General features: G+C 72.5%; 19 protein-coding genes and 1 pseudogene. 16 read left to right on the plus strand and 4 right to left on the minus strand.

All coding sequences use genetic code 11. The features are described 5' to 3' along the window. Window positions 1-44 precede the first annotated feature (44 nt). The 15 genes and pseudogenes from GSY65_RS31595 (at window position 45) to GSY65_RS31660 (ending at window position 17,061) form a co-directional block, all read left to right on the plus strand. A complete protein-coding gene (locus GSY65_RS31595; RefSeq protein WP_159774967.1) occupies window positions 45-1,628 on the plus strand; it encodes a sugar ABC transporter ATP-binding protein in 1,584 nt (527 codons plus the stop codon). Beyond that, a complete protein-coding gene (locus GSY65_RS31600; protein ID WP_159774969.1) occupies window positions 1,625-2,644 on the plus strand; it encodes an ABC transporter permease in 1,020 nt (339 codons plus the stop codon). The genes GSY65_RS31595 and GSY65_RS31600 overlap by 4 nt, the downstream gene beginning before the upstream one ends. Window positions 2,645-2,680: 36 nt before the next feature. Beyond that, window positions 2,681-3,718 carry a substrate-binding domain-containing protein gene (locus GSY65_RS31605; protein ID WP_159774971.1) on the plus strand — a complete coding sequence of 346 codons (1,038 nt, stop codon included), beginning with the start codon at window positions 2,681-2,683 and terminating at the stop codon, window positions 3,716-3,718. Between the two features lie 118 nt (window positions 3,719-3,836). After that, window positions 3,837-5,117, plus strand: coding sequence for a Gfo/Idh/MocA family protein (locus GSY65_RS31610; RefSeq protein WP_159774973.1), 1,281 nt, complete (start codon window positions 3,837-3,839; stop codon window positions 5,115-5,117). Window positions 5,118-5,130: 13 nt separating this feature from the next. Then, window positions 5,131-6,135 (plus strand): sugar phosphate isomerase/epimerase family protein, encoded by a 1,005-nt coding sequence (locus GSY65_RS31615; RefSeq protein WP_159774975.1) that lies wholly within the window; start codon window positions 5,131-5,133, stop codon window positions 6,133-6,135. A gap of 407 nt (window positions 6,136-6,542) precedes the next feature. Continuing rightward, window positions 6,543-9,035 (plus strand): PQQ-dependent sugar dehydrogenase, encoded by a 2,493-nt coding sequence (locus GSY65_RS31620; protein WP_159774977.1) that lies wholly within the window; start codon window positions 6,543-6,545, stop codon window positions 9,033-9,035. A gap of 9 nt (window positions 9,036-9,044) precedes the next feature. Further along, window positions 9,045-10,436 carry a ThuA domain-containing protein gene (locus GSY65_RS31625; protein ID WP_159774979.1) on the plus strand — a complete coding sequence of 464 codons (1,392 nt, stop codon included), beginning with the start codon at window positions 9,045-9,047 and terminating at the stop codon, window positions 10,434-10,436. 202 nt (window positions 10,437-10,638) lie between these two features. After that, window positions 10,639-11,826 carry an inositol-3-phosphate synthase gene (locus tag GSY65_RS31630; protein ID WP_159774981.1) on the plus strand — a complete coding sequence of 396 codons (1,188 nt, stop codon included), beginning with the start codon at window positions 10,639-10,641 and terminating at the stop codon, window positions 11,824-11,826. Further along, window positions 11,826-12,695, plus strand: coding sequence for a sugar phosphate isomerase/epimerase family protein (locus tag GSY65_RS31635; RefSeq protein ID WP_159774983.1), 870 nt, complete (start codon window positions 11,826-11,828; stop codon window positions 12,693-12,695). The genes GSY65_RS31630 and GSY65_RS31635 overlap by 1 nt, the downstream gene beginning before the upstream one ends. After that, window positions 12,692-13,390 (plus strand): EboA domain-containing protein, encoded by a 699-nt coding sequence (locus GSY65_RS31640; protein WP_201452735.1) that lies wholly within the window; start codon window positions 12,692-12,694, stop codon window positions 13,388-13,390. Before GSY65_RS31635 ends, GSY65_RS31640 begins: the two co-directional genes overlap by 4 nt. After that, window positions 13,390-14,238 carry a TatD family hydrolase gene (locus GSY65_RS31645; protein ID WP_159774985.1) on the plus strand — a complete coding sequence of 283 codons (849 nt, stop codon included), beginning with the start codon at window positions 13,390-13,392 and terminating at the stop codon, window positions 14,236-14,238. The genes GSY65_RS31640 and GSY65_RS31645 overlap by 1 nt, the downstream gene beginning before the upstream one ends. A 3-nt stretch (window positions 14,239-14,241) precedes the next feature. Continuing rightward, window positions 14,242-15,411, plus strand: coding sequence for a metabolite traffic protein EboE (gene eboE / locus GSY65_RS31650; protein ID WP_159774987.1), 1,170 nt, complete (start codon window positions 14,242-14,244; stop codon window positions 15,409-15,411). Continuing rightward, window positions 15,408-15,710: pseudogene (locus GSY65_RS31655) on the plus strand (alkaline phosphatase family protein); the annotation flags it as partial. The gene eboE and the pseudogene GSY65_RS31655, both read left to right, overlap by 4 nt. Window positions 15,711-15,714: 4 nt before the next feature. Beyond that, the gene (locus tag GSY65_RS33435) at window positions 15,715-15,939 is read left to right on the plus strand and encodes a hypothetical protein (protein ID WP_201452874.1); all 225 of its coding nucleotides are present in this window, start codon (window positions 15,715-15,717) and stop codon (window positions 15,937-15,939) included. Window positions 15,940-16,014: 75 nt separating this feature from the next. Beyond that, window positions 16,015-17,061, plus strand: coding sequence for a sugar phosphate isomerase/epimerase family protein (locus GSY65_RS31660; RefSeq protein WP_159774989.1), 1,047 nt, complete (start codon window positions 16,015-16,017; stop codon window positions 17,059-17,061). A gap of 85 nt (window positions 17,062-17,146) precedes the next feature. On the opposite strand, the gene GSY65_RS31665 is transcribed toward GSY65_RS31660, so the two are convergent. The 4 genes from GSY65_RS31665 to GSY65_RS31680 all read right to left on the minus strand — a co-directional run bounded on the left by GSY65_RS31665 (window position 17,147) and on the right by GSY65_RS31680 (window position 23,819). Then, the gene (locus GSY65_RS31665; protein ID WP_159774991.1) at window positions 17,147-18,535 is read right to left on the minus strand and encodes an OFA family MFS transporter; all 1,389 of its coding nucleotides are present in this window, start codon (window positions 18,533-18,535) and stop codon (window positions 17,147-17,149) included. Window positions 18,536-18,755: 220 nt separating this feature from the next. Beyond that, window positions 18,756-20,888, minus strand: a complete 2,133-nt coding sequence (locus GSY65_RS31670) for an acetate--CoA ligase family protein (protein WP_159774993.1) — start codon at window positions 20,886-20,888, stop codon at window positions 18,756-18,758. A gap of 3 nt (window positions 20,889-20,891) precedes the next feature. Further along, the gene (gene frc, locus GSY65_RS31675; RefSeq protein ID WP_159774995.1) at window positions 20,892-22,121 is read right to left on the minus strand and encodes a formyl-CoA transferase; all 1,230 of its coding nucleotides are present in this window, start codon (window positions 22,119-22,121) and stop codon (window positions 20,892-20,894) included. 12 nt (window positions 22,122-22,133) lie between these two features. Continuing rightward, complete coding sequence (locus tag GSY65_RS31680; protein ID WP_159774997.1) at window positions 22,134-23,819, minus strand: thiamine pyrophosphate-binding protein; 1,686 nt, start codon at window positions 23,817-23,819, stop codon at window positions 22,134-22,136. A gap of 144 nt (window positions 23,820-23,963) precedes the next feature. Here GSY65_RS31680 and sucC point away from each other — a divergent pair, with 144 nt between their 5' ends. Beyond that, the gene (gene sucC / locus GSY65_RS31685; protein ID WP_159774999.1) at window positions 23,964-25,094 is read left to right on the plus strand and encodes an ADP-forming succinate--CoA ligase subunit beta; all 1,131 of its coding nucleotides are present in this window, start codon (window positions 23,964-23,966) and stop codon (window positions 25,092-25,094) included. The last annotated feature ends 10 nt before the right edge of the window (window positions 25,095-25,104 follow it).

Raw genomic sequence — 25,104 nt, forward strand, 5'->3', positions numbered from 1 at the left:
CGTCTCGCCCTGCAACCGGCCCGCACGCCCGCCAAGGGGAACTCATGGCACCAGAACCACCGCTGCTCACCATGTCCGGCATCACCAAGTCGTTCCCCGGCGTCCGGGCCCTCGACGGCGTCGACCTCGACGTCCAGGCGGGGGAGGTCCACTGCCTGCTCGGGCAGAACGGCGCGGGCAAGTCCACCCTCATCAAGGTGCTCGCGGGCGCCCACCAGCCCGACGGCGGCACCATCGGCTGGCGGGGCGAGCCCGTCACCCTCAAGTCCCCCATCGCAGCGATGCGCTTGGGCATCGCGACCATCTACCAGGAACTGGATCTGGTGGAGCACCTCTCCGTGGCCGAGAACGTGTATCTGGGGCACGAGCCGACGACCGCCGGATTCGTCGTACGCGGCAGGGCCGCGCGCGCCTCGACCGCCGCGCTGCTCAAACGCCTCGGACACCCGGAGATCGACCCGGCCCGTCTCGTCGGCGACCTGTCCGCCGCCCAGCAGCAGATCGTCTCCATGGCGCGGGCGCTCTCCCACGACGTGCGCCTCATCGTGATGGACGAGCCGTCCGCCGCCCTCGACCCCGACGAGGTCGACAACCTGTTCAGGATCGTGGGGGACCTGACCGCCGGCGGGGTCGCCGTCGTCCACATCTCGCACCGGCTGGAGGAGATCCGCCGGATCGGCGACCGGGTGACCGTACTGAAGGACGGCCGGGCCGTGGCCGGCGGTCTGCCCGCGAAGTCGACGCCGACCCGCGAGGTCGTGGCGCTGATGACCGGACGCAACGTCGAGTACGTCTTCCCGGACCGGCCGCCCGCCCCGCCGCCGGAGGCCACCGCCCCCGTGCTGCGGGTGCGGGGACTGGCCCGCGACGGGGAGTTCGAGGCCCTCGACCTCGACGTCCGGCCCGGGGAGATCGTCGGCCTCGCCGGACTCGTCGGCTCCGGACGCTCCGAGATCCTGGAGACGATCTACGGCGCCCGCAGGCCCTCCGCGGGCGAGGTCCACGTCGACGGACGGCCGCTGCGGACCGGCAGCGTACGGGCCGCCGTACGCGCCGGGCTCGGCCTCGCCCCCGAGGAACGCAAGGCGCAGGCACTGCTGATGCTGGAGTCGGTCACCAGGAACGTGTCGGTGTCGACGATGTCCCGCTTCGCCCGCGCCGGCTGGATCGACCGGGGCGCCGAGCACCGGGCCGCCCGCGCCGCGACGCGCGAGCTGTCCCTGCGCCCCGACAACCCCGCCGTGCCGGTCCGCACCCTCTCCGGCGGCAACCAGCAGAAGGCCGTCCTCGCCCGCTGGTTGCTCCGCGGCTGCCGGGTGCTGCTGCTGGACGAGCCGACCCGGGGCGTCGACGTGGGCGCCCGCGCCGAGCTGTACGCCGTGGTGCGGCGCCTCGCCGACGAGGGCCTCGCCGTCCTGCTCGTCTCCAGCGAGGTGCCCGAAGTCCTCGGCCTCGCCGACCGCGTGCTCGTCCTGCGCGAGGGCCGGGTGGTGCACACCGCGCCCGCCCGCGAACTCGACGAACACCGCGTCCTCGACCTCGTGATGGAAGGAAGCCCCGTGGCAAGTGCAGCCAGTCCCGCCGGCGCGGCCGGCCCCGCGACCGGCGAAGGGGGGCCGGCGTCATGACGCAGCCCGTGTCCCCGCCCCGCGACGGCACCGACCAGGTGACCCCGGCCGCCGAACCGCCCGCCTGGCGCACCGTCCTCTTCCGTGCCGACGTCCGCACCCTCTCCCTCCTCGGCGTCCTCGCCGTGCTGATCGTCATCGGCGGCATCACCAAGCCCGACGAGTTCCTCGACACCCGCAACCTCCAACTCGTCCTCACCCAGGCGTCCGTGATCGGCGTCGTCACCGTCGGCATGACCTTCGTCATCACCTCCGGCGGCATCGACCTGTCGGTGGGCGCGATCGTCGCCCTGGCCTCCGTGTGGGCCACCACCGTCGCCACCCAGGAGTACGGGTTCGCGGGGATCCTCTTCACCGCCGTGATCGTCGGCGTCGGCTGCGGCCTGGTCAACGGGGTGCTCATCGCGTACGGCGGGATGGTCCCCTTCATCGCCACCCTCGCCATGCTCGCCTCCGCCCGCGGTCTCGCCCTGCAGATCACCGACGGCAGGACCCAGATCGTCGAGGTGGAGGGCGTCCTCGACCTCGGCGAGCGCGACGCGTACGTCCTCGGCGTCCCGCCCCTGGTCCTGGTCTTCGCGGTCGTGACGGTCATCGGCTGGCTCGTGCTCAACCGCACCACGTTCGGCCGGCGCACCGTCGCCGTCGGCGGCAACGCGGAGGCCGCCCGGCTCGCGGGCATCGACGTCCGCCGCCAGCGCCTCTACCTCTATCTGCTCTCCGGGCTGTGCTGCGGCATCGCCGCGTTCCTGCTGATCGTGCTGTCCGGATCGGGCCAGAACACCAACGGCAACCTCTACGAACTCGACGCCATCGCCGCCGCGATCATCGGCGGCACGCTCCTCACCGGCGGCCGGGGCACCATCACCGGCTCCGTCCTCGGCGTCCTGATCTTCACCACGATCACCAACATCTTCGCGCTGAACAACCTGCAGACCGACGTCCAGCAGATCGCCAAGGGCGCGATCATCGTCGCGGCGGTCCTGGTCCAGCGACGCACGGCCAGCACGACCTGACCCACCGAAGAGCCCCCACCGGAAAGGTCCACCGCCATGCCACAGTTCCCCAGCCGCAGAGGACTGCTCTTCGGGACCGCCGCCGTCTCGGCCGGCACCCTCCTCGTCGGCTGCACCAGCAACGACACCGGCGACAAGGCGGCCGCCGACAAGCAGCCCGCCGCCGACGACAAGCCCGGCAAGGCGGTGACGATCGGCTTCGCCGGGCCCCAGGCCGACCACGGCTGGCTCAACGCGATCAACGACAACGCCAAGAGCCGCGCCGAGCGCTACGAGGACGTCACCCTGGAGATCACCGAGGGCTCCAACGACACCGCCCAGCAGATCGGGCAGATCGAGACCCTCATCAACAAGAAGGTCGACGTCCTGGTGATCCTGCCCGCCGACGGCAAGGCCCTCACCCAGGTCGGCCTCAAGGCGATGCGCGCCGGCATCCCCGTCATCAACCTCGACCGGATCTTCAACTCCCCGCAGGCGTACCGCTGCTGGATCGGCGGCGACAACTACGGCATGGGCCTCAACGCCGGGCACTACATCGGCGAGAAGCTCAAGGACAAGTCCGACGCCCGGGTCATCGAACTCGCCGGCCTCGACAACCTGGAGCTGACCAAGCAGCGCACCCAGGGCTTCGACGACGCGCTGAAGAACTACCCCAACATCAAGAAGGTCGCCCGCCAGGCCGCCGAGTTCACCGTGGAGTCCGGCCAGGCCAAGATGGCCCAGCTCCTGCAGGCCCAGTCGACGTTCGACGCGCTGTGGAACCACGACGACGACCAGGGCGTCGGCGCGCTGCGCGCCATCGAGCAGGCCGGACGCGACGACTTCCTCATGGTCGGCGGCGCGGGCGCCCTCTCCGCCTTCCAGGCCATCAAGAAGGACGACGGCGTGCTCAAGGCCACCGTCCTCTATCCGCCGACCATGGCCGCCTCCGCGATCGACCTCGCCCGCGCCCTCGGCCAGGGCAAGGGAGTGGGCGGCCTCGCCGAGTTCGAGATCCCGTCCTCGCTGACGCTCTACTCGGCCGTCGTCGACAAGGACAACGTCGACCAGTACATGTCCACCGGCTTCAAGTGATGGCTCCCGCCGGACGGGCCCGACCGGCACGACCACCGGGAGCCGGCCGGCCCGGCTCCCCAAGACCCCGGTGGCGCCCCACCCCCCACCGCGCCGCGACCACGAGGAGGACACACGCATGGGACAGCCGCACCAGCCCGACCAGGCAGAGCCGGAGGAGGCAGCGGCCCCGGCGGCCGGCACCGGTGCCGGGACCTGGCCCGCCGGGCTCGCCGGCGGGGCCGGCAGACCACCGCTGCGGGTCGGCATCGTCGGGTACGCGTTCATGGGGGCCGCGCACTCACAGGGCTGGCGGACCGCGGCACGGGTCTTCGACCTGCCGCTCAGCCCGGTGCTCGCCGCGGTGTGCGGACGCGACCGGGACGCCGTGCGGGCCATGGCGGACCGGCACGGCTGGGCCACCACCGAGACCGACTGGCGGGCCCTCGTCGCCCGCGACGACATCGACCTCGTCGACATCTGCACCCCCGGTGACAGCCACGCCGAGATCGCCCTCGCCGCCCTGGCCGCCGGCAAGCACGTGCTGTGCGAGAAGCCGCTCGCCAACACCGTCGAGGAGGCGCAGGCCATGACGGCGGCGGCCGAGGAGGCCCACGCGCGCGGCCAGGTGGCGATGGCCGGCTTCAACTACCGCCGGGTGCCCGCCACCGCGCTGGCCCGGCGCATGGTCGCCGAGGGGCGGCTCGGCACCCTCCGTCACGTCCGGGTGACCTACCTCCAGGACTGGCTCGTGGACCCGCAGTTCCCGCTGACCTGGCGGCTGCGCAAGGAGGCGGCCGGTTCCGGGGCGCTCGGCGACCTCGGAGCCCACATCGTCGACCTCGCGCAGTACCTCGCCGGGGAGCCGGTCATCGGGGTGTCGGCGCTGACCGAGACCTTCGTAAGGGAACGGCCGTTGCCCGCCGGGGCGTCCAGCGGCCTGGCGTCGACCGGCGGCTCCCAGGCGCGCGGCGCCGTCACGGTCGACGACGCGGCCCTGTTCACCGCCCGCCTCGCCTCCGGCGCGATCGCCTCCTTCGAGGCCACCCGCTTCGCCACCGGCCGCAAGAACGCCCTGCGCATCGAACTCAACGGCGAGCGAGGCTCGTTGGCCTTCGACCTGGAACGGCTCAACGAACTCTCCTACCACGACCACACCGAGCCCGCCGCCCACGCCGGCTTCCGCCGCATCCTCGTCACCGAGTCCGACCACCCCTACCTGGACGCCTGGTGGCCGCCGGGCCACGGCCTCGGCTACGAGCACACCTTCGTCCACCAGGCCCGCGACCTGGTCCGGGCCGTCGCGGCGGGCGAGCGCCCCGAACCGTCCTTCGCGGACGGGCTCCAGGTGCAGCGCGTGCTCGCAGCGGTCGAGGAGAGCGCCGAGAAGAACTCCGTCTACACCCCCATCGCGGTCTGAGGAGGCCCCCACCATGCCGCGCACCTTCACGCTCTTCACCGGACAGTGGGCCGACCTTCCCCTGGAGGAGGTCTGCCGCCTGGCCCGCGACTTCGGCTACGACGGACTCGAACTCGCCTGCTGGGGCGACCACTTCGAGGTGGACAAGGCGCTCGCGGACCCGTCGTACCTCGCCTCCCGGCACCAGCTGCTGGAGAAGTACGGCCTCAAGTGCTGGGCCGTCTCCAACCACCTCGTCGGCCAGGCCGTCTGCGACGCGATCATCGACGAACGCCACCGCGCCATCCTGCCCGCCCGGATCTGGGGCGACGGCGAGCCCGAGGGCGTACGGCGGCGGGCCGCCGCCGAGATGGCCGACACCGCGCGGGCCGCCGCCGCCTTCGGCGTCGACACCGTCATCGGGTTCACCGGCTCCGCCATCTGGCACCTGGTCGCCATGTTCCCGCCCGCCCCCGAGTCGATGATCGAGCGCGGCTACGACGACTTCGCGGCCCGCTGGAACCCGATCCTCGACGTCTACGACGCCGAGGGCGTGCGGTTCGCCCACGAGGTCCACCCCAGCGAGATCGCCTACGACTACTGGACCACCCAGCGCGCCCTGGAGGCGGTCGACCACCGTCCGGCCTTCGGCCTCAACTTCGACCCCTCGCACTTCGTGTGGCAGGACCTCGACCCGGTCGGCTTCCTGTGGGACTTCCGCGACCGGATCTACCACGTCGACTGCAAGGAGGCCCGCAAGCGCCTCGACGGCCGCAACGGCCGCCTCGGCTCGCACCTGCCCTGGGGCGACCCGCGCCGCGGCTGGGACTTCGTGTCCGCCGGCCACGGTGACGTGCCGTGGGAGGACGTCTTCCGGATGCTGCGCTCGATCGGCTACCAGGGCCCGATCTCCGTCGAATGGGAGGACGCCGGCATGGACCGGCTCCAGGGCGCCCCCGAGGCGCTGAACCGCCTGAGGGCGTTCGACTTCGACCCGCCGTCGGCCTCGTTCGACGCCGCGTTCGGCGGCAACGACTAGTAGTGCCCCGTCAGGTGGCGTTCGCCCCGTCACGGCGCCCGGCACGCACTCTCGGCGCACCGGGCACAAGCCCGAGTACATCCCGTACGAGGACGTGCGCCCGGCACGCCGAGAGCACGCACCAAACGCCGCCGCTCCTCGACGGGCGAACGTCACCCGCCGCGGCACCAGGTCCCTTCCGCCGGATCTCCGCGGCGCCCCGCGGTGATCCGGCGGAAGGGACCCAGGGGCCGGGCCGGCAGTCCCCGCACGGGACGTCCCGGCCCGGCCCCCGGCCCCGCCCATCGGGCCGGCTGTCCGGCCGGGTCCCCACGGCCCGGTCGTGACTCCGGGGTGACGGCGCACCCCGGCGTACCGCACACACCCGTACAGCTCCGTACGACCAAGCCCCTCCTTGGAGGCCTTTCGTGCACCCGTACGTCGACAACAGACACCCCACCAGTCCCTTCGGACGCCGGAGGGTCCGCGGGCCCCTGGCACTGCTGAGCGGTCTGCTGCTCGCCGGCGCCTCGCTCTCGCTGACCTCGCCCGCCGCGGGAGCGGCCGAGGCCGCCCCCCGGGCCACCGCGGCCGAGGACTTCCAGCAGGTCACCCTCGCCAAGGGCGAGCCCGAGGTCGGCGAGCCCATGTCGCTCGCCGTGCTCCCGGACCGCTCGGTGCTGCACACCTCCCGCGACGGCGAACTGCGGCTGACCGACGCGGCCGGCAACACCCGCCTCGCCGGCAAGCTCGATGTGTACTCCCACGACGAGGAGGGCCTGCAGGGCATCGGCGTCGACCCCGGCTTCGCCGACAACCGCTTCATCTACCTCTACTACGCGCCCCCGCTGGACACCCCGGCCGGGGACGCCCCCGAGACCGGCACCGCCGCCGACTTCGCACCCTTCGACGGCGTCAACCGCCTGTCCCGCTTCGTCCTGACGACGGACGGCACGCTCGACAAGGCCAGCGAGAAGAAGATCCTCGACGTGCCCGCCTCGCGCGGCATCTGCTGCCACGTCGGCGGCGACATCGACTTCGACGCGGCGGGCAACCTGTACCTGTCGACCGGCGACGACAGCAACCCCTTCCAGTCGGACGGCTTCACCCCCATCGACGAGCGCGCGAACCGCAACCCGGCCTTCGACGCGCAGCGCACCTCCGCCAACACCAACGACCTGCGCGGCAAGATCCTGCGCATCAAGGTCGACGCCGACGGCTCGTACGCCATACCCGAGGGCAACCTCTTCGCGCCCGGCACCGACAGGACCCGCCCCGAGATCTACGCGATGGGCTTCCGCAACCCGTTCCGCTTCAGCGTCGACAAGAAGACCGGCATCCTGTACGTGGGTGAGTACGGCCCCGACGCGGGCGCCGCCAACCCCTCGCGCGGACCGGCGGGCCAGGTCGAGTTCGCCCGCGTGACCAAGCCCGGCAACTTCGGCTGGCCGTACTGCACCGGCAAGAACGACGCCTACGTCGACTACGACTTCGCCACCGGCGCCTCCGGCGCGGCCTTCGACTGCGCGGCGCCGAGGAACACCTCCCCGAACAACACGGGCCTGACCGAGCTGCCGCCCGCCGAGCCCGCGTGGATCCCCTACAACGGCAACTCCCTGCCGGAGTTCGGCGACGGCTCGGAGTCCCCGATGGGCGGCCCCGTCTACCACTACGACGCCTCCCTCGACTCCCCGGTGAAGTTCCCCGAGGCGTACGACGGGGACTTCTTCGCCGGTGAGTTCGGCCGCCGCTGGATCAAACGCGTCACCAGCGACGCCGACGGCACCGTCCGCTCCATCGCCGACGTGCCGTGGACCGGCACGCAGGTGATGGACATGGCCTTCGGCCCCGACGGCGCGCTGTACGTCCTCGACTACGGCATCTCCTGGTTCGGCGGCGACGAGCACTCCGCCCTGTACCGCATCGAGAACGCCACCGACGGCCACTCACCCGTCGCCCAGGCCGCCGCCGACCGCACCTCCGGCCAGGCGAGGCTCAAGGTCCGCTTCTCCTCCGCGGGCACCAGCGACCAGGACGGCGACGCCCTGACCTACAGCTGGGACTTCGGCGACGGCGCCACGTCCACGAAGGCGAACCCGACGCACACCTACAAGAAGAACGGCACCTACACGGCGACCGTGACCGCGAAGGACCCCTCCGGACGCACCGGCAGCGCGAGCGTGCGGATCGTCGTCGGCAACACCGCGCCCACGGTGACGCTGGACCTGCCGAAGGACGGGCAACTGTTCGCCTTCGGTGAGGCGGTGCCGTTCAAGGTGCGGGTCACCGACCCCGAGGACGGCCGGACGATCGACTGCGCCAAGGTGAAGGTCACCTTCGTCCTCGGCCACGACAGCCACGGCCACCCGGTGACCTCCGCCAACGGCTGCACCGGCACCATCCAGACCAGCGCCGACGGCGGGCACGACGAGAACGCCAACATCTTCGGGGTGTTCGACGCCGAGTACACCGACGGCGGGGGCGGCGGCCAGGAGGCGCTGACCACCCACGACCGGCACGTCGTCCAGCCCAAGCACCGCCAGGCCGAGCACTACGGCGACTCCTCCGGCATCACCGTCCAGTCGAAGCCCACGGCCCACGGCGGCAAGACCGTCGGGGACATCTCCGACGGCGACTGGATCTCCTTCGAGCCGTACGTCCTGTCCGACGCCACGAAGATCACCGCGCGGATCTCCTCCGGCGGCGCCGGTGGCAGACTGGAGGTACGGGCGGGTTCGCCCACCGGCCGGCTGCTCGGCAGCACCGCCGTGCCGGTCACCGGCGGCTGGGAGAACTTCCAGGACGTCACCGCGGACCTGACCAGGGCACCACGCGGCACCACCACGCTCCACCTGGTCTTCAAGGGCAGCGGCTCCGGCGCCCTGTTCGACGTCGACGACTTCACGTTCACGACGAGGTGAGGGGCGGCCATGCGAACGAACACACGTATGGGGACCGCCGCGATCGGCGCCGCCCTGCTGATCGGCTGCGTCTCGGGACCCGCCGTGTCCGATGAGGCGGCCGGCGCCGGGACGGCACGCGACTCCGGCCAGGCCCGGGTGCTGGTGTTCTCCAAGACCGCCGGCTTCCGGCACGACTCCATCCCCGAGGGCGTGACCGCGGTACGGCAACTGGGCGCCGCCCACGGCTTCCAGGTCGACGCCACGGAGGACGCCGGCGCCTTCACCACCCGCAACCTCGGCCGGTACGCCGCCGTCGTCTTCCTCTCCACGACCGGCGACGTCCTGAACCCGGCCCAGCAGACCGCGTTCGAGCGGTACATCGGCCGCGGCGGCGCCTACGTCGGCATCCACGCCGCCGCCGACACCGAGTACGACTGGGCCTTCTACGGCGGACTCGCGGGCGCGTACTTCCAGTCGCATCCCGCGATCCAGCCCGCGACGGTCACCGTCGAGGACCACGCCCACCCGGCCACCGCCGTACTGGGCGCGACCTGGAACCGCACCGACGAGTGGTACAACTACCGCTCCAACCCCCGGGAACGGGCCCATGTCCTCGCCTCGCTCGACGAGTCGTCGTACAGCGGCGGCACCATGAACGGCGACCATCCCATCGCCTGGTGCCAGAACTACCGGGGCGGCCGCGCCTTCTACACCGGGGGCGGCCACACCAAGGAGTCCTACGCCGAACCCGCCTTCCGCCAGCACCTGCTGGGCGGCATCCGGTGGGCGATCGGCGAGGCGCAGGCCGACTGCCGACCGGAGAACGGCTACCGGCCGCTGTTCGACGGCACCTCCCTGGACGGCTGGCGGCAGGCCGGGCCGGGCTCCTTCGAGGTCGGCGCCGACGGCACGCTCACCTCCACCGGCGGCATGGGCATGCTCTGGTACGCCGACCGCGGCTTCGGGTCGTACTCCCTGAAGCTCGACTGGAGGATGTCCGGCGCCTCCGGCGACGACAACTCGGGGGTGTTCGTGGGCTTCCCGCCCTCGGACGACCCGTGGTCGGCCGTGGACAACGGCTACGAGATCCAGATCGACGCCACCGACGTACCCGAGCGGACCACCGGGTCCGTCTACGGCTTCCGCTCCGCCGACCTCGGCAAACGCGACCGGGCCCTGAACCCGCCGGGGGAGTGGAACACGTACGAGATCCGCGTGGAGGGCGAACGCCTCCTCGTCTGGCTCAACGGCGTGCGGATCAACGATTTCACCAACACCGATCCGGCCCGGAGCCTCCGGGACGGTCACCTCGGCATCCAGAACCACGGTGCCGGCGACCGGGTGTCCTTCCGCGACATCCGGATCAAGGAACTGCCCGCACGGGCCGCCGACCCGGCGGCCACGCCCACGGGCGACTGAACGGCGGCGGGCGGGGGACGCCGGACCTCCGCCCGCCGCCTCCCCGCCCCGCGCACCCCGTTCCCGCCCCCGCGCTCGCCGGGTCCGCCCCGGCGCGTCCGGATCCGCGCACCCCGCGCTCGCCAGGCCCGCCCCGGCGCGTCCGGGGCCCGCACCACGTGCCCGACGTCCCCGCACCACGTGCCCGACCAGGAGGCTGCCCATGTCCGCGTCCCCGTCCGTGTCCGTGCCGGGTGCCGCGCCGCGCGTCGGCGTCTGGCTGATCGGGGCCCGCGGCTCCGTCGCCACCACCGTCGTCGCGGGCTGCGCGGCCCTCACGGCGGGCCTGCACACCCCCACCGGCATGCTCACCGAGACCCCCCTCTTCGCGGGCTCGGGCCTGCCGCCCCTCACCTCCCTCGTGTTCGGCGGCCACGACACCACGGACTGCCCCCTGCCCAAACGCGCCGAGGCCCTCGCCGCGGGCGGCGTCCTGCCCCACGGCCTGCCCGCGGCCGTCGGCGCCGAACTCGCCGCCGCCGACCGCGAGATCAGGCCGGGCGGCCCCCTCCCCGGCGAGACCCGCACCCCCGACGAGCTGGTCGCCGCCTTCACCGCCGACCTCCAGGACTTCGTGCGACGCCGGGGCCTCGCCCGCGCCGTCGTCGTGCACGTGGCCTCCACGGAACCCGCGCCCACCGGCACCGCCCCACCGCCCAGCTCCCTGTACGCGGCGGCCGCCCTGCGCGCCGGCTGCCCCTACGTCAACTTCACCCCGTCGACGGGCCTGGACCATCCCGCCCTCGCCGCCCCGGCACAGTCGGCCGGCGTCCCCCACGCCGGCCGCGACGGCAAGACCGGGCAGACCCTGCTCCGGTCGGTCCTCGGCCCGATGTTCGCCCAGCGGGCGCTGACCGTCCGGGCCTGGTCCGGCACGAACCTCCTCGGCGGCGGCGACGGCGCCGCTCTCGCCGACCCGGCGGCCGCCGCCGCCAAGAACGCCGGCAAGGAGCGCGTCGTGACCGACACCCTCGGCACGGCCCCCGAGGGCCGGACCCACATCGACGACGTCCCCGCGCTCGGCGACTGGAAGACCGCCTGGGACCACATCGCCTTCGACGGCTTCCTCGGCACCCGCATGGTCCTGCAGACCACCTGGCAGGGCTGCGACTCCGCGCTCGCCGCGCCCCTGGTCCTCGATCTCGCCCGCCTCGTCGCCCGCGCCCACGAAGCGGGCCTCACGGGCCCCCTGCCCGAGCTGGCCTTCTACTTCAAGGACCCGGCGGGCGAGGCCCCGTCGGCGCTGGGGGAGCAGTACGCGGCGCTGGCGGCGTTCGCGCGGCGGCTGCGGGCGGGGGCGCGGGAGACCACCGCGCCGGGGACGGCGCACGGCACCCCGGAGGACCGCTGATGAAGCCCCTCGCCTTCGGCTACGGCACCAACGGCCTCGCCGACCTCCGTCTCGACGACGCCCTCGCCCTCCTCGCCGACCTCGGCTACGACGGTGTCGGGCTGACCCTCGACCACATGCACCTCGACCCGCTGGCCCCCGGCCTCGCCGCCCGCACCCGGCGGCTCGCACGACGGCTCGACGCCCTCGGCCTGACCGTCACCGTGGAGACCGGCGCCCGCTACGTCCTCGACGCCCGCCGCAAACACGGGCCGACCCTGCTGGACCCCGACCCGGCCGACCGCGCCCGCCGCGCCCGCCTGCTCCTGACCGCCGTACAGGTCGCCGCCGACCTGGGCGCCCACGCCGTGCACTGCTTCAGCGGCTTCACCCCGCCCGGCACCGACGAGGACACCGCCTGGAAACGCCTCCCGGACGCGCTCAGCCCCGTCGTCGACGCCGCCGGCACCGCGGGCGTCCCGCTCGCCGTCGAACCCGAACCCGGGCACCTCCTCGCCACGCTCGCCGACTTCCACCGCCTGCGCGAGGCCCTCGACAGCCCCGCCGCGCTCGGCCTCACCCTCGACATCGGCCACTGCCAGTGCCTCGAACCCCTGCCGCCCGCCCACTGCGTCCGCGCCGCCGCGCCCTGGCTGCGCCACGTCCAGATCGAGGACATGCGGCGCGGCGTCCACGACCACCTGCCGCTCGGCGAGGGCGAGATCGACTTCCCGTCCGTCCTCGACGCGCTGACCGCCGTCGACTACCGGGCCCTGACCGTCGTGGAGCTGCCCCGCCACTCCCACGCCGGCCCGCACCAGGCCGAGCGGTCCCTCGCCTTCCTCCGCCGGGCGACCGGCCGCACCGCCCCCACCGGGAGCCCTTCGTGACCCACCACCGCCCCCCGACACCGGCCGACCCGGCGGACCACCCCGGCCACCCCGCCCGCACCGACCCCGCCGCACTGCGCGGCCCGCTGACCGCCCGCCTCGACGCCCCCGCCCGCGCCTGGCTGGACCGGGCCCTCGACGAGGCCGCCGGCCACCCCGGCGCCCACGGCCCCCTCTCCGTGTGGGAGCCGCGCCTCGCCGAGGCGGCCCGCCGCTGCGGCACCGAGCACGCCGACGCCGCCCGCGTCCTGATCCTGCACGCGGCCCGCGCCGACACCGCCGCGCTCGACCGGGTCTACCGGCAGGGCACCGCCGACGAACGCCGGGCCGTGCTGCACGCCCTGCCCCACCTCGTGCCCGGCCCCGACGCGCTGCACCTCGTCCAGGACGCCCTGCGCACCAACGACACCCGCCTCGTCGCCGCCGCCCTCGGCCCCTACGGGGCCCGCCACCTCGCCCCGCACGACTGGCGGCACGCCGTCCTCAAGTGCCTGTTCACCGGTGTCCCCGTCGACGAGATCACCGACCTGGGCCGCCGCGCCCACGGCGACACCGAACTCGCCCGCATGCTCGGCTCGTACGCCGACGAACGCACCGCCGCGGGCCGTCCCGTGCCCGGTGACCTGCACCGCGTCCTGGCCCTGACCGCGCCCCCACCGGCCGACGGGACCGGCATCGACGGCAAGGAGACCTGATGCGCATCTTCGACCCCCACATCCACATGACGTCCCGCACCACCGACGACTACGAGGCGATGCACGAGGCAGGCGTCCGCGCGGTCGTCGAGCCGGCCTTCTGGCTGGGGCAGCCCCGCACGTCCCCCGCCACCTTCCTCGACTACTTCGACTCCCTGCTCGGCTGGGAGCCCTTCCGGGCCGCCCAGTACGGCATCTCCCACCACTGCGCGATCGCCCTCAACCCCAAGGAGGCCAACGACCCGAACTGCACCCCCGTCCTGGACCACCTGCCCCGCTACCTCCTCAAGGACCGGGTCGTGGCCGTCGGTGAGATCGGCTACGACTCCATGACCCCCGCCGAGGACCTCGCCCTGGAGCACCAGCTCCAACTCGCCGTCGACCACGGCCTGCCCGCCCTCGTGCACACCCCCCACCGCGACAAGCTCGCCGGGCTGCGCCGCACCGTGGACGTCGTGCGGACCTCCGAGCTGCCGCCCGAGCGGGTGCTGCTGGACCACCTCAACGAGACCACCGTCAAGGAGGCCAAGGACAGCGGCTCCTGGCTCGGCTTCTCCGTCTACCCCGACACCAAGATGGACGAGGAACGCACGGTCGCCGTCATCAAGGCGTTCGGCACGGAGAAGGTACTGGTCAACTCCGCCGCAGACTGGGGCAGAAGCGACCCCCTGAAGACCCGCAGGGTCGCCGACGCCCTGCTCGCCGCCGGGTTCGGCGAGGACGACGTGGACCTCGTGCTGTGGCGCAACCCGGTCGCCTTCTACGGGCTGAGCGGGCGTCTCGACCTCGACACCGCCACGACCGGCACCACCCACGAGGGCAACAGCATCCTGCGCGGCGGGGAGTGACCCATGCGCTTCCGCCACCCCGACGGATCCACCGTCCACCTCGCCTACTGCACCAACGTGCACCCGGCCGAGACCCTCGACGGCGTCCTCGCCCAACTCCGCGACCACTGCGAACCCGTCCGCCGGCGCCTGGGCCGGGACCGCCTCGGTATCGGGCTGTGGCTGGCCAGGGACGCCGCCGACGCCCTGATCACCGACCCGTCCGCACTGCGCGGGCTGCGCGCCGCACTGGACCGGCGCGGCCTGGAGGTCGTCACCCTCAACGGCTTCCCCTACCAGGGCTTCGGCGCGCAGGAGGTCAAGTACCGCGTCTACAAGCCGGACTGGGCCGACCCCGAGCGCCTCGACCACACCACCTCCCTGGCCCGGGTCCTCGCCGCGCTGCTGCCCGACGACGTCACCGAGGGCACCGTCTCGACGCTCCCGCTGGCCTGGCGCACCGCCTACGACGACACCCGCGCCGAGGCCGCCCACGCCGCCCTGCGCGCTCTCGGCGAACGCCTCGACGCCGTCGCCGAGCTGACCGGCCGCTCCCTCCGCGTCGGACTGGAACCCGAACCCGGCTGCACCGTCGAGACCACCGCCGACGCCATCGGCCCGCTCACCGCGATCGGCCACGACCGCGTCGGGGTCTGCGTCGACACCTGTCACCTCGCCACCTCCTTCGAGGACCCGCACACCGCCCTGGACGCGCTCGTCCGGGCCCGCGTCCCCGTCGTCAAGGCGCAGCTCTCGGCCGCCCTGCACGCCGAGCACCCCCACCTCCCCGAGGTCCGCACGGCGCTCGCCGCCTTCGACGAACCCCGCTTCCTGCACCAGACCCGCACGGCGACCGCCGCCGGGCTGCGCGGCACCGACGACCTCGGCGAGGCCCTCACCGGCGACGCGCTCCCCGACGCCTCCCCGTGGCGCGCCCACTTCCACGTCCCCCTGCACGCCGCCCCCGCCGCCCCCCTCACCTCCACCCTCCCGGTCCTCAAGGCCGCCCTGACCCGCCTCGTCGGCGGCGCCCACCCCCTCACCCGCCACCTGGAGGTCGAGACGTACACCTGGCAGGCCCTGCCGGCCGAGCTGCGCCCCACCACCCGCGCCCGCCTCACCGACGGCATCGCCGCCGAACTCGGCCTGGCCCGCGACCTGCTGACGGACCTCGGACTGAAAGAGCTGCCATGACCGGCCCCACCCCGCTCCTCGTCCTCGACGTCGTCGGCCTCACCCCCCGCCTCCTCGACCACATGCCCCACCTGAAGTCCCTCCGCCGGTCGGGCTCCCGCGCCCACCTCGGCACCCTCCTGCCCGCCGTGACCTGTGCCGCCCAGTCCACCTTCCGCACCGGCTCGCTCCCCGCCGAGCACGGCGTCGTCGGCGACGGCTGGTACTTCCGGGAACTCGGCGAAATCCTGCTGTGGCGCCGGCACAGCGCCCTCGTCGCCGGGAACACGCTGTGGGACGCCGCCCGCCGCGCCCGACCCGTACATGAAGCTCAGGGCGGCCACCGCCCTCGCCAGCAAGAAGCCGGGGCTGCGCCACCGCATGGCGGTCGTGTCCCCGGACCCCGCGCCTCTGCGCGGCAGCCACGGACGCCTCCCCGAGCGACGACGACGGTCCGCTCCTCCTCTGCTCCACCCCCGAGCCGTCGGCGACCGCCTCGCGGCCACCGATGTGAAGGCACCGCTGCTCCGACTGGCCGGTCCGACGTGACCGTCCGGCACCCGCACCGATCACAGTGAAGCAACCGCCCCCGACCACACCTCTCCCCACCAAGGAGTCCCCGGTATGAGCCGCACCCACCAGCCCGACCCCGAACTGACCCACCGCCTCAGCAGACGAGGCATGCTCGGCGTGGCCGCGGGCGCCACCGTCGCCGCCCTCCTGGGCACCGCCGCCTCCCCCGCCCAGGCCGTGGAGGGAGCCGAGGCCGCCACCGCGGGCACGGGCGGGGGCCGCCCCGTCCTGCCGCCCGGCCGCCTCGGCATCCAGCTCTACAGCCTCCGCGACAAGGTCTCCACCCTCGGCTTCGCGCCCGTCTTCGCCGAACTGGAGAAGTACGGCTACGACGAGGTCGAGTTCGCGGGCTACACCCAGGGATCCGCCGGCCCGATCACCCTGGCGCAGCTGAAGCGGCTGGCCCGGAACCACGGCCTGACCCCGATCGGCAGCCACGTCGGCTACTACTCCGACGACCCGAACGCGTACACCTTCGCCCAGAACCTCGACCAGGTCCTCGACGACGCCCAGGCCCTCGGCCTGAAGCACATCGGCACCGCCGCCGGACCGTTCCGCTACGGCACCACCGTCGACGCGATGAAGCGGGCCGCCGAGGAGTTCAACACCTACGGGGCGGCGGCCCGGGCGCGCGGCATGAAGTTCTACCAGCACAACCACTCCGAGGAGTTCGCCTTCGCCTCCGACCAGCCGCACGTCCGCCTCTACGACGTGCTGCTCCGCGAGACCGACCCCGGCCTCGTCTACCTGGAGATGGACATCTTCTGGGCGTACGTCGCCCAGTTCCGCTTCTCGAAGCGGCCGGACGGCACCCCCGCCCCGTTCGAGCCCCTCGACTACGTCCTCAAGCGCCCGAACCGCTACCCCCTCTTCCATGTGAAGGACGGCGAGAGCGACCCGTCGAACCCGTTCGGCTACCGCATGGTGGACGTCGGCGACGGCGACATCGACTACCAGAAGTTCATCTCGGCCGTCACCCGGCTCAAGGGGCACCGCCTCGCCCACCACTGGCAGGCCGAGCACGACAACCCCACCGAGTCGTTCACGTTCGCCCGCCGCTCCAGCGAGCACCTGCACCGGCTGCGGGAGAAGTGCTGACGCGACCGGACAGGACACCGGCGGCAGGCGGCCGCCCCGTGGTGCGGGACCACGGGGCGGCCGCCTGCCGCCGTACGCGTCGGCGTCACGCCACCTCGTCACCGAGCGGACGGGGATTGGGGGCGATGTGCTTGGTGCGCGGCCGTCCCGGCGGGTGCAGGAACAAGGCCACGACCCCGGCGAACAGCGAGATGGAACCGGCGAGGACGAAGGCCCCCGTGTAGTCCCAGGCGCCCACGACCACGGCGCCCAGCCCGGAGCCCAGCAGACCCGACACCAGCTTGGAGCTGTACACCAGGCCGTAGTTGGAGGCGTTGTTGTTCTCACCGAAGTAGTCCGCGGTCATCGCCGCGAACATCGGGAAGATCGCGCCGCCGCCGAAGCCGGAGACGCTGGAGAACACCAGGAACAGCGGAAGGTTGCCGATGTTCCCGGACCACAGGATGCCGTACTGCGCGAGACCCAGCACGACGCAGACGAAGATCAGGCACTCCTTGCGGCCGTACCGGTCGGAGAGCCAGCCGATGACACCCCTGCCGGTGCCGTTGACGATCGCCTTCAGGGACATGGCGGTCGCCACGATCCCGCCCGTGAAACCGGCCTCGTTGCCGAACGGCACCTGGAAGGCGATGCCGAAGATGTTCACCCCCGAGGTGCACAGCAGGCAGAACCACATCAGGGCCACCCGGCCCGTCCGCCAGGCCTCGGCCGGCGTGTACTGCTTCACGGCCGGCGGGTTCTTCTCCAGTGCGCGCCGCGCCCGCGGGTCGTCGGGCTTGCGCAGCGGGTCGACCTGCGCGGGCCACCAGTTCTTCGGCGGGTCCTGGAAGAAGTGCCCGGCGACGGCGACGACCGTCGCGAGGAGGACCCCGACGCCGACGAGCACCCAGCGGAAGTTCGTCAGGTCCATGTACCCGGTGAAGAGGAACACGAGGGGCACCGAACCGTAGGCGAACCCGCCGTTCACGAAGCCGGTCTTGCCGCCCTTGCGTTCCGGGTACCACTTGCCGACCATGTTCACGCAGGTCGCGTAGACCATGCCGGCGCCCATGCCGCTGAACATGCCGAAGCCGATGTACGCGACGACGACGTGCGGCGCGAACGCGAGGGAGAGATAGCCGAGCAGGGTGCCGACGGCGCCCAGCATCATCGCCCAGCGGGCGGGCAGCCTGCCGCTCTCGCGGAGCTTCCCCGCCGGGAAGGCCACGGCGGCCTGGAAGAACACCCACACGCCGAGCATCCAGAAGATGTGCTGGTCGCTCCAGTGGTGGGCGGTGTGCAGGGTCTCCTCGGCGGACGCGAACGCGTACTCGGCCGAGCTGATGCCCATCATGCCCACCCACGGCAGGATGACCATCCACTTGCGTGTGCGCCCCATGATGTCCAGGTCGGACTCGCCGATCCGGTACACCCGGCCGCCTGCGTCCGTCACCTCCCGGTAGGGGACGGATGTGGAGATGTCCGTTGTCGTCATGTCGATCGAACCCTTCGCGTGGAAGAACTGGCCAGCGCCCCCTGTCCGTGTTTCTTCGCGCCGGGTCCCGCGGTGAGCGGTCGCCGCGGGACCCGTGGTTCGAGCCGTCGCTCAGCTCATCGACCGCCCCCCAACAACCCCGCGGCCCGCGCCCACCGGGCTGTGCCACGCCCGGGGGCCGCCCCCCGGGCCCCCGGCCGGGGCACGGCTGACGCGCCCGTCACAGCAGCCCCGCGGCCCGCGCCCACCTGTACTTCGCGCCCAGCACCGCCACCGGCCTCTCCGTCGTGTACGGGTAGGCCACGACCCCTCGTTCGTAGAGGTACTGGCACGCCTCCTCGACCTCGACGTCTCCGGCCAGCGACGCCACGACCGGCTTCTCGACGCCCCGCTCGCGGAACTCGGCCACCACACGCGCGGTGAGTTCGGCGAACACCATGGGCGGGGTGACGATGGTGTGCCAGTAGCCGAGCACCAGCGCGTGCACGCGCGGGTCCTCCAGACCCAGCCGGATCGTCGCCTCGTACGTCGACGGCGGCTCGCCCCCGGTGATGTCCACCGGGTTGCCCGCGGCCCCGAACGGCGGGATGAACGCCCGGAACGACGCGTCCAGGTCCGGCGGGATCTCCATCAGCGACAGCCCGTTGTCGGTCACCGCGTCCGACAGCAGCACCCCGCTGCCGCCGGCCCCCGTGATGATGACGACGTTGTCGCCCTTGGGGGTCGGCAGCACCGGCAGGGCGCGGGCGTACTCCAGCATCTCGTTCAGGCCCGGCGCCCTGATGACCCCCGCCTGCTTCAGGATGTCGTCGTACACCGCGTCGTCGCCCGCCAGCGCGCCCGTGTGCGAGCCCGCCGCCCGCGCCCCGGCCGCCGTACGGCCCGCCTTGAGGACCACGACCGGCTTCCTCGGGACCGTGGCCCGCGCCGCCTCCACGAAGGCGCGCCCGTCCTTCAGGTCCTCCAGGTGCATCGCGATGCACTCGGTGTGGGGGTCCTCGCCGAACCAGGTGAGCAGGTCGTCCTCGTCCAGGTCGGACTTGTTGCCGAGGCCGACGATCGCCGACACCCCCGTCCTCGTGGTGCGGGCGAAGCCCAGGATGGCCATGCCGATGCCGCCGGACTGCGAGGTCAGCGCGACGCCGCCCTTGACGTCGTACGGCGTGCAGAACGTGGCGCACAGGTCCTGCCATGTCGAGTAGTAGCCGTAGATGTTCGGCCCGAGGAGCCGGACGCCGTGCCGTTCGGCGATCGCCACGATCTCCGCCTGGAGTGCGTGCTCACCGGTCTCGGCGAACCCGGAGGGGATGAGCACGGCGTTGGGGATGCCCTTGCGACCCACCTCCTCCAGCGCCGCGGCCACGAACTTGGCGGGGATCGCGAAGACCGCCACATCCACCTCACCGGGAACGTCCGTGACACTCTTGTACGCCTTGCGGCCCAGAATGTCATCGGCGCGGGGGTTCACCGGATGGATCCCGCCGGGGAAGCCGCCGTCGACGAGGTTGCGCATCACCGAGTTGCCGATCTTGCCCTGCTCGTTGGAGGCGCCGATCACGGCGACCGACGAGGGCTGCATCAGCCGCCGCATCGAGGTGAGGATCTCGTCGCGGGAGTACGTACGCCGGGGCCTGGGCACCGACTCCGCGAGGATCACCCGGATGTCCGCGGCGACCGCGCCCTCGGGGGTGGCGATCACCGGGTTGAGGTCGACCTCGGCGATCTCCGGGAAGTCCGCGACCAGTTGGGACACCCGGCGGATCTGCTCGGCGACCGCCCACCGGTCCACGGCGGCCGCGCCGCGGACCCCGCGCAGGATCTCCGCCGCGCGGATCGAGTCCAGCATGGACAGCGCCTCGTCGGCGGTGACCGGCGCGAGCCGGAAGGTGACGTCCTTGAGGACCTCCACCAGCACCCCGCCGAGCCCGAAGGCGACGACCTTCCCGAACGTCGGGTCCGTCACCGCGCCGACGATGACCTCCTGCCCCTTCGGCAGCAACTCCTGCACCTGGACGCCCTCGATGCGTGCCTCGGGGGCGTACGCGCGGGCGTTGTCGACGATGGTGTGGAACGCCGCCCGCACGTCGACGGCGCCCTCCACCCCGACGACCACCCCGCCGGCGTCGGTCTTGTGCAGGATGTCCGGGGAGACGATCTTCATGACCACCGGTCCGCCGAAGCGGGCCGCGTGCTTCACGGCCTCGTCGACGTCCCGCGCCAGTTCCTCGCCGGGTACGGCGATGCCGTACGCGTCGGCGATCACCTTGCCCTCGGGCGCGGTGAGCGCGCGACGGCCCTCGGCGCGCACGGTGTCGAGGAGCGCGCGCACCCGCGGCTTCCGGTCCTCGGCCATCACTCAGATCACCCCGTTCGACTTGAGCAGGCGCAGTTCCTCGTCGCCGAGACCCAGCTCGCCCACGTAGACCTCCTCGTTGTGCTCGCCGAGCAGCGGCGAACTGGTGACGTCCACGGGGGAGTCGGAGAGCTTCAGCGGGCTGCCCACGGTCACGAAGTCGCCGCGCTCGGGGTGCGGCACGGTGACGACCATCTCGTTGGCGACCAGCGAGTCGTCCTCGATGATCTCCTTCGTGGACAGGATGGGCCCGCAGGGGATGTTGTGGGCGTTGAGCCGCTCCAGCACCTCCCACTTGGGCAGGGTGGACGACCACTCCTCGATCAGCTGGAACATCTTGCCCAGCTTCGGCAGCCGGGCCTCCGGGGTCGCCCACTCGGGGTCCTCGGCCAGCTCGGGCCGGCCGATGAGTTCGCTGAGCGGCTGCCAGCCGACGGGCTGCACGATCACGTACACGTAGTCGTTGGGGCCGCCCGGCGCGCACTTGACCGCCCAGCCGGGCTGCCCGCCGCCGGAGGCGTTGCCGGACCTCGGGACCTCGTCGCCGAAGTCGTCGTTGGGGTACTCCCGCAGCGGGCCGTGCGCCAGCCGCTGCTGGTCGCGCAGCTTCACCCGGCACAGGTTGAGCACGGCGTGCTGCATCGCGACGTTGACCCGCTGACCGCGGCCGGTGCTCTCCCGCTGGTAGAGCGCCGCGAGGATACCCGCGACGGCGTGGACGCCCGTGCCGGAGTCCCCTATCTGGGCGCCCGTCGCCAGCGGCGGCCCGTCCTCGAAGCCGGTGGTGGCCATCGACCCGCCCATGGCCTGCGCGACGACCTCGTACGCCTTGAAGTTGGTGTAGGGGCCGTCGCCGAAGCCCTTGATGGAGGCGTAGACGATCCGCGGGTTGATCTCCTGGATGCGGTCCCAGGTGAAGCCCATCCGGTCGACGGCGCCGGGGCCGAAGTTCTCCACCATGACGTCGGAGCGCCGGATCAGCTCGGTGAGGATCTCCTTGCCGCGTTCGGTCTTGGTGTTGAGGGTGATGCTCCGCTTGTTGCAGTTGAGCATCGTGAAGTACAGCGAGTCGACGTCTGGGATGTCGCGCAGCTGCCTGCGGGTGATGTCGCCGCCCGGTGCCTCCAGTTTCACGACGTCCGCGCCGAGCCAGGCGAGGAGCTGGGTGGCCGACGGACCGGACTGGACGTGCGTCATGTCGAGGACGCGGATGCCTGCGAGAGCCTTGGTCATGCCGGGGTCACCTCACTTGTACATCGTCTGGTTCATGGTTCCGGGGGCGTACGCGTCAGGGTCGACCCAGACGTTGATCAGCGACGGCTTGCCCGACTCGCGGGCGCGCCGCAGCGCGGGCCCGATGTCGGCGGGATCGCGGACCTCCTCGCCGTGACCGCCCAGCATCTGCGCGAACTTGTCGTAGTGGACGTCGCCGAGGGTGTTGCCGATCCGCTCGCGTTCCTCCCCGTACTTGGCCTTCTGGCCGTAACGGATCTGGTTCATGGAGGAGTTGTTGCCGACGATGCCGACGAACGGCAGGTCGTAGCGGACGAGGGTCTCGAAGTCCCAGCCGGTGAGGGAGAACGCGCCGTCGCCGAAGAGGGCGACGACCTCCTTGTCGGGCCGTGCCTTCTTGGCGGCGAGCACGAAGGGGACGCCGACGCCGAGCGTGCCGAGGGGGCCGGGGTCCATCCAGTGGCCGGGCGACTTGGGCTGGACGACCTGGCCGGAGAAGGTGACGATGTCGCCGCCGTCGCCGATGTAGATCGAGTCCTCTGTGAGGAAGTCGTTGATCTCGCTGACCAGGCGGTACGGGTGGATCGGGGAGGCGTCGGACCTCAGCTGCGGCAGCCGCTTCTCGACGGCGGTCTGCTCGGCGGCGCGCAGCTCGTCCAGCCACTCCTTGCGCCTGGAGGCGCCCCCGTTGAGCCGCCCGGACGCCGCCTCGGTCACCGACTTCAGGACCAGCCCGGCGTCGCCGACGATCCCGAGGTCGATGTCGCGGTTCTTGCCGACGGTCCGGTAGTCGAGGTCGATCTGGACGACGGTCGCGTCCTGCGAGAGCCGCTTGCCGTAGCCCATGCGGAAGTCGAAGGGCGTGCCGACGATGACGATGACGTCGGCGTTGGAGAAGGCGTAGCGGCGGGAGAGCTGGAAGTGGTGCGGGTCGCCGGGGGGCAGCGTGCCGCGTCCTGCGCCGTTCATGTACGCCGGGATGTTGAGCGTGCGCACCAGTTCGACGGCGGACTCGGTGCCGCGGGTCGTCCACACCTGGCTGCCCAGCAGGATCGCGGGCTTCTCGGCGTGCACCAGCAGGTCGGCGAGCTGCTCGATCGCCTCGGGGTCGCCGGCGGAGCGGGTCGAGGCACGGTAGGCACCGGCCTTCGGCACCCGCGCCTTCTCCACGGGCACCTTGGCGTCGAGGACGTCGCGCGGGATCTCCAGGAAGGAGGGGCCGGGGGCTCCGTGGTAGCACTCGCGGAACGCCATCGAGACCATGTCCGCGGCGCGCGCCGTGTCGGGCACGGTCGCCGCGAACTTGGTGATCGGCGTCATCATGTCGACGTGCGGCAGGTCCTGGAGGGACCCCATCTTGTGCTGGGTGTGCGCCCCCTGACCGCCGATCAGCAGCATCGGGGACTCCGCCCGGAAGGCGTTGGCGACACCGGTGACGGCGTCGGTCGTGCCGGGGCCGGCGGTCACGACGGCGCAGCCGGGCTTGCCCGTGACGCGCGCGTATCCGTCGGCGGCGTGTGCGGCGACCTGTTCGTGGCGTACGTCGACGACCTCGATGCCCTCGTCGACGCAGCCGTCGTAGATGTCGATGATGTGGCCGCCGCACAGGGTGTAGATGACGTCCACACCCTCCGCCTTGAGTGCCTTCGCTACGAGGTGACCACCGGAAATGAGCTCCTGGCTGTTGCCGTCGGGCATGGCGAAGTCCTGTCCCTTCGTAGGGGGTTGGAACGCTCTCGCGGTTGATTGCATACAGTCGACGAATACTGTATGAAGCTTGTTATCCCGCATCCGGTGGGTGGTGTCCAGGGGGCGTGCGGCACTTCTGAGTCAGGAGCCGGAATGGACCTGTTCGAACACCAGGCAAGGGAACTCTTCGAGGAACACGGCATCTCGGTGCCGCGGGCGGAGGTCACCGACTCGCCCGAGGAGGTACGCGCGATCGCCCGCCGACTCGGCGGACGCGTCGTCGTCAAGGCCCAGGTGAGGACCGGTGGACGCGGCAGGGCGGGCGGGGTGCGGATCGCCGCCGACCCGGCCGCCGCCGAACTGACGGCACGGCAGATCCTGGGCATGGACATCAAGGGCCACCCCGTCCGCACGGTGATGGTCGCCGAACCCGTCGCGATCGAGAGCGAGTTCTACGTCTCCTACGTCCTCGACCGCGGAGCCGGCCGCTTCCTCGCGATCGCCTCCGCCGAGGGCGGCGCGGACATCGAGGAGGTGGCCGCCACCCGCCCCGAGGCCGTCGCGCGCGTCCCCGTCGACCCGGCGCAGGGCGTCACCTCGGCGAAGGCGGCCGAGATCGCCGACGCGGCCGGACTGCCCGCGCGGACCGTCGACGTCCTCGTACGGCTCTGGGAGGTGCTGGTCCGCGAGGACGCCCTCCTCGTCGAGGTCAACCCGCTCGTCCGCACCGAACAGGGCCGGATCCTCGCCCTCGACGGCAAGGTCACCCTCGACGACAACGCCGCCTTCCGGCAGACCCGTTGGGGCGAGACGGAACTCGCCCCCGACGATCCGCTGGAGGCGGCGGCCGCCGCCAAGGGACTCACCTACGTGAAGCTGGACGGTGAGGTCGGCGTCATCGGCAACGGCGCCGGCCTCGTCATGTCGACCCTCGACGTCGTCGCCGGCTGCGGCGCCCGCCCCGCCAACTTCCTCGACATCGGCGGCGGCGCCTCCGCCCACGTCATGGCCGACGGCCTGTCCGTCGTCCTCGCCGACCCCGACGTGAAGTGCGTCCTCGTCAACGTCTTCGGCGGGATCACCGCCTGCGACGCGGTCGCCGAGGGCATCGTGCGGGCCCTGGACAGCGTCCGACCGACCAAGCACCTGGTCGTCCGCCTCGACGGCAACAACGCCGCGCGCGGCCGTGCCGTCCTCGACGCCCGCGCCCACCCGCTGGTCCAGCAGGCCACCACCATGGACGGCGCCGCGCGCCGCGCCGCCGAACTCGCCCACACAGCCTGAGGAGCCCGGA

Source organism: Streptomyces sp. HM190, from assembly GCF_009857135.1.
GTDB classification, from domain to species: domain Bacteria; phylum Actinomycetota; class Actinomycetes; order Streptomycetales; family Streptomycetaceae; genus Streptomyces; species Streptomyces heilongjiangensis.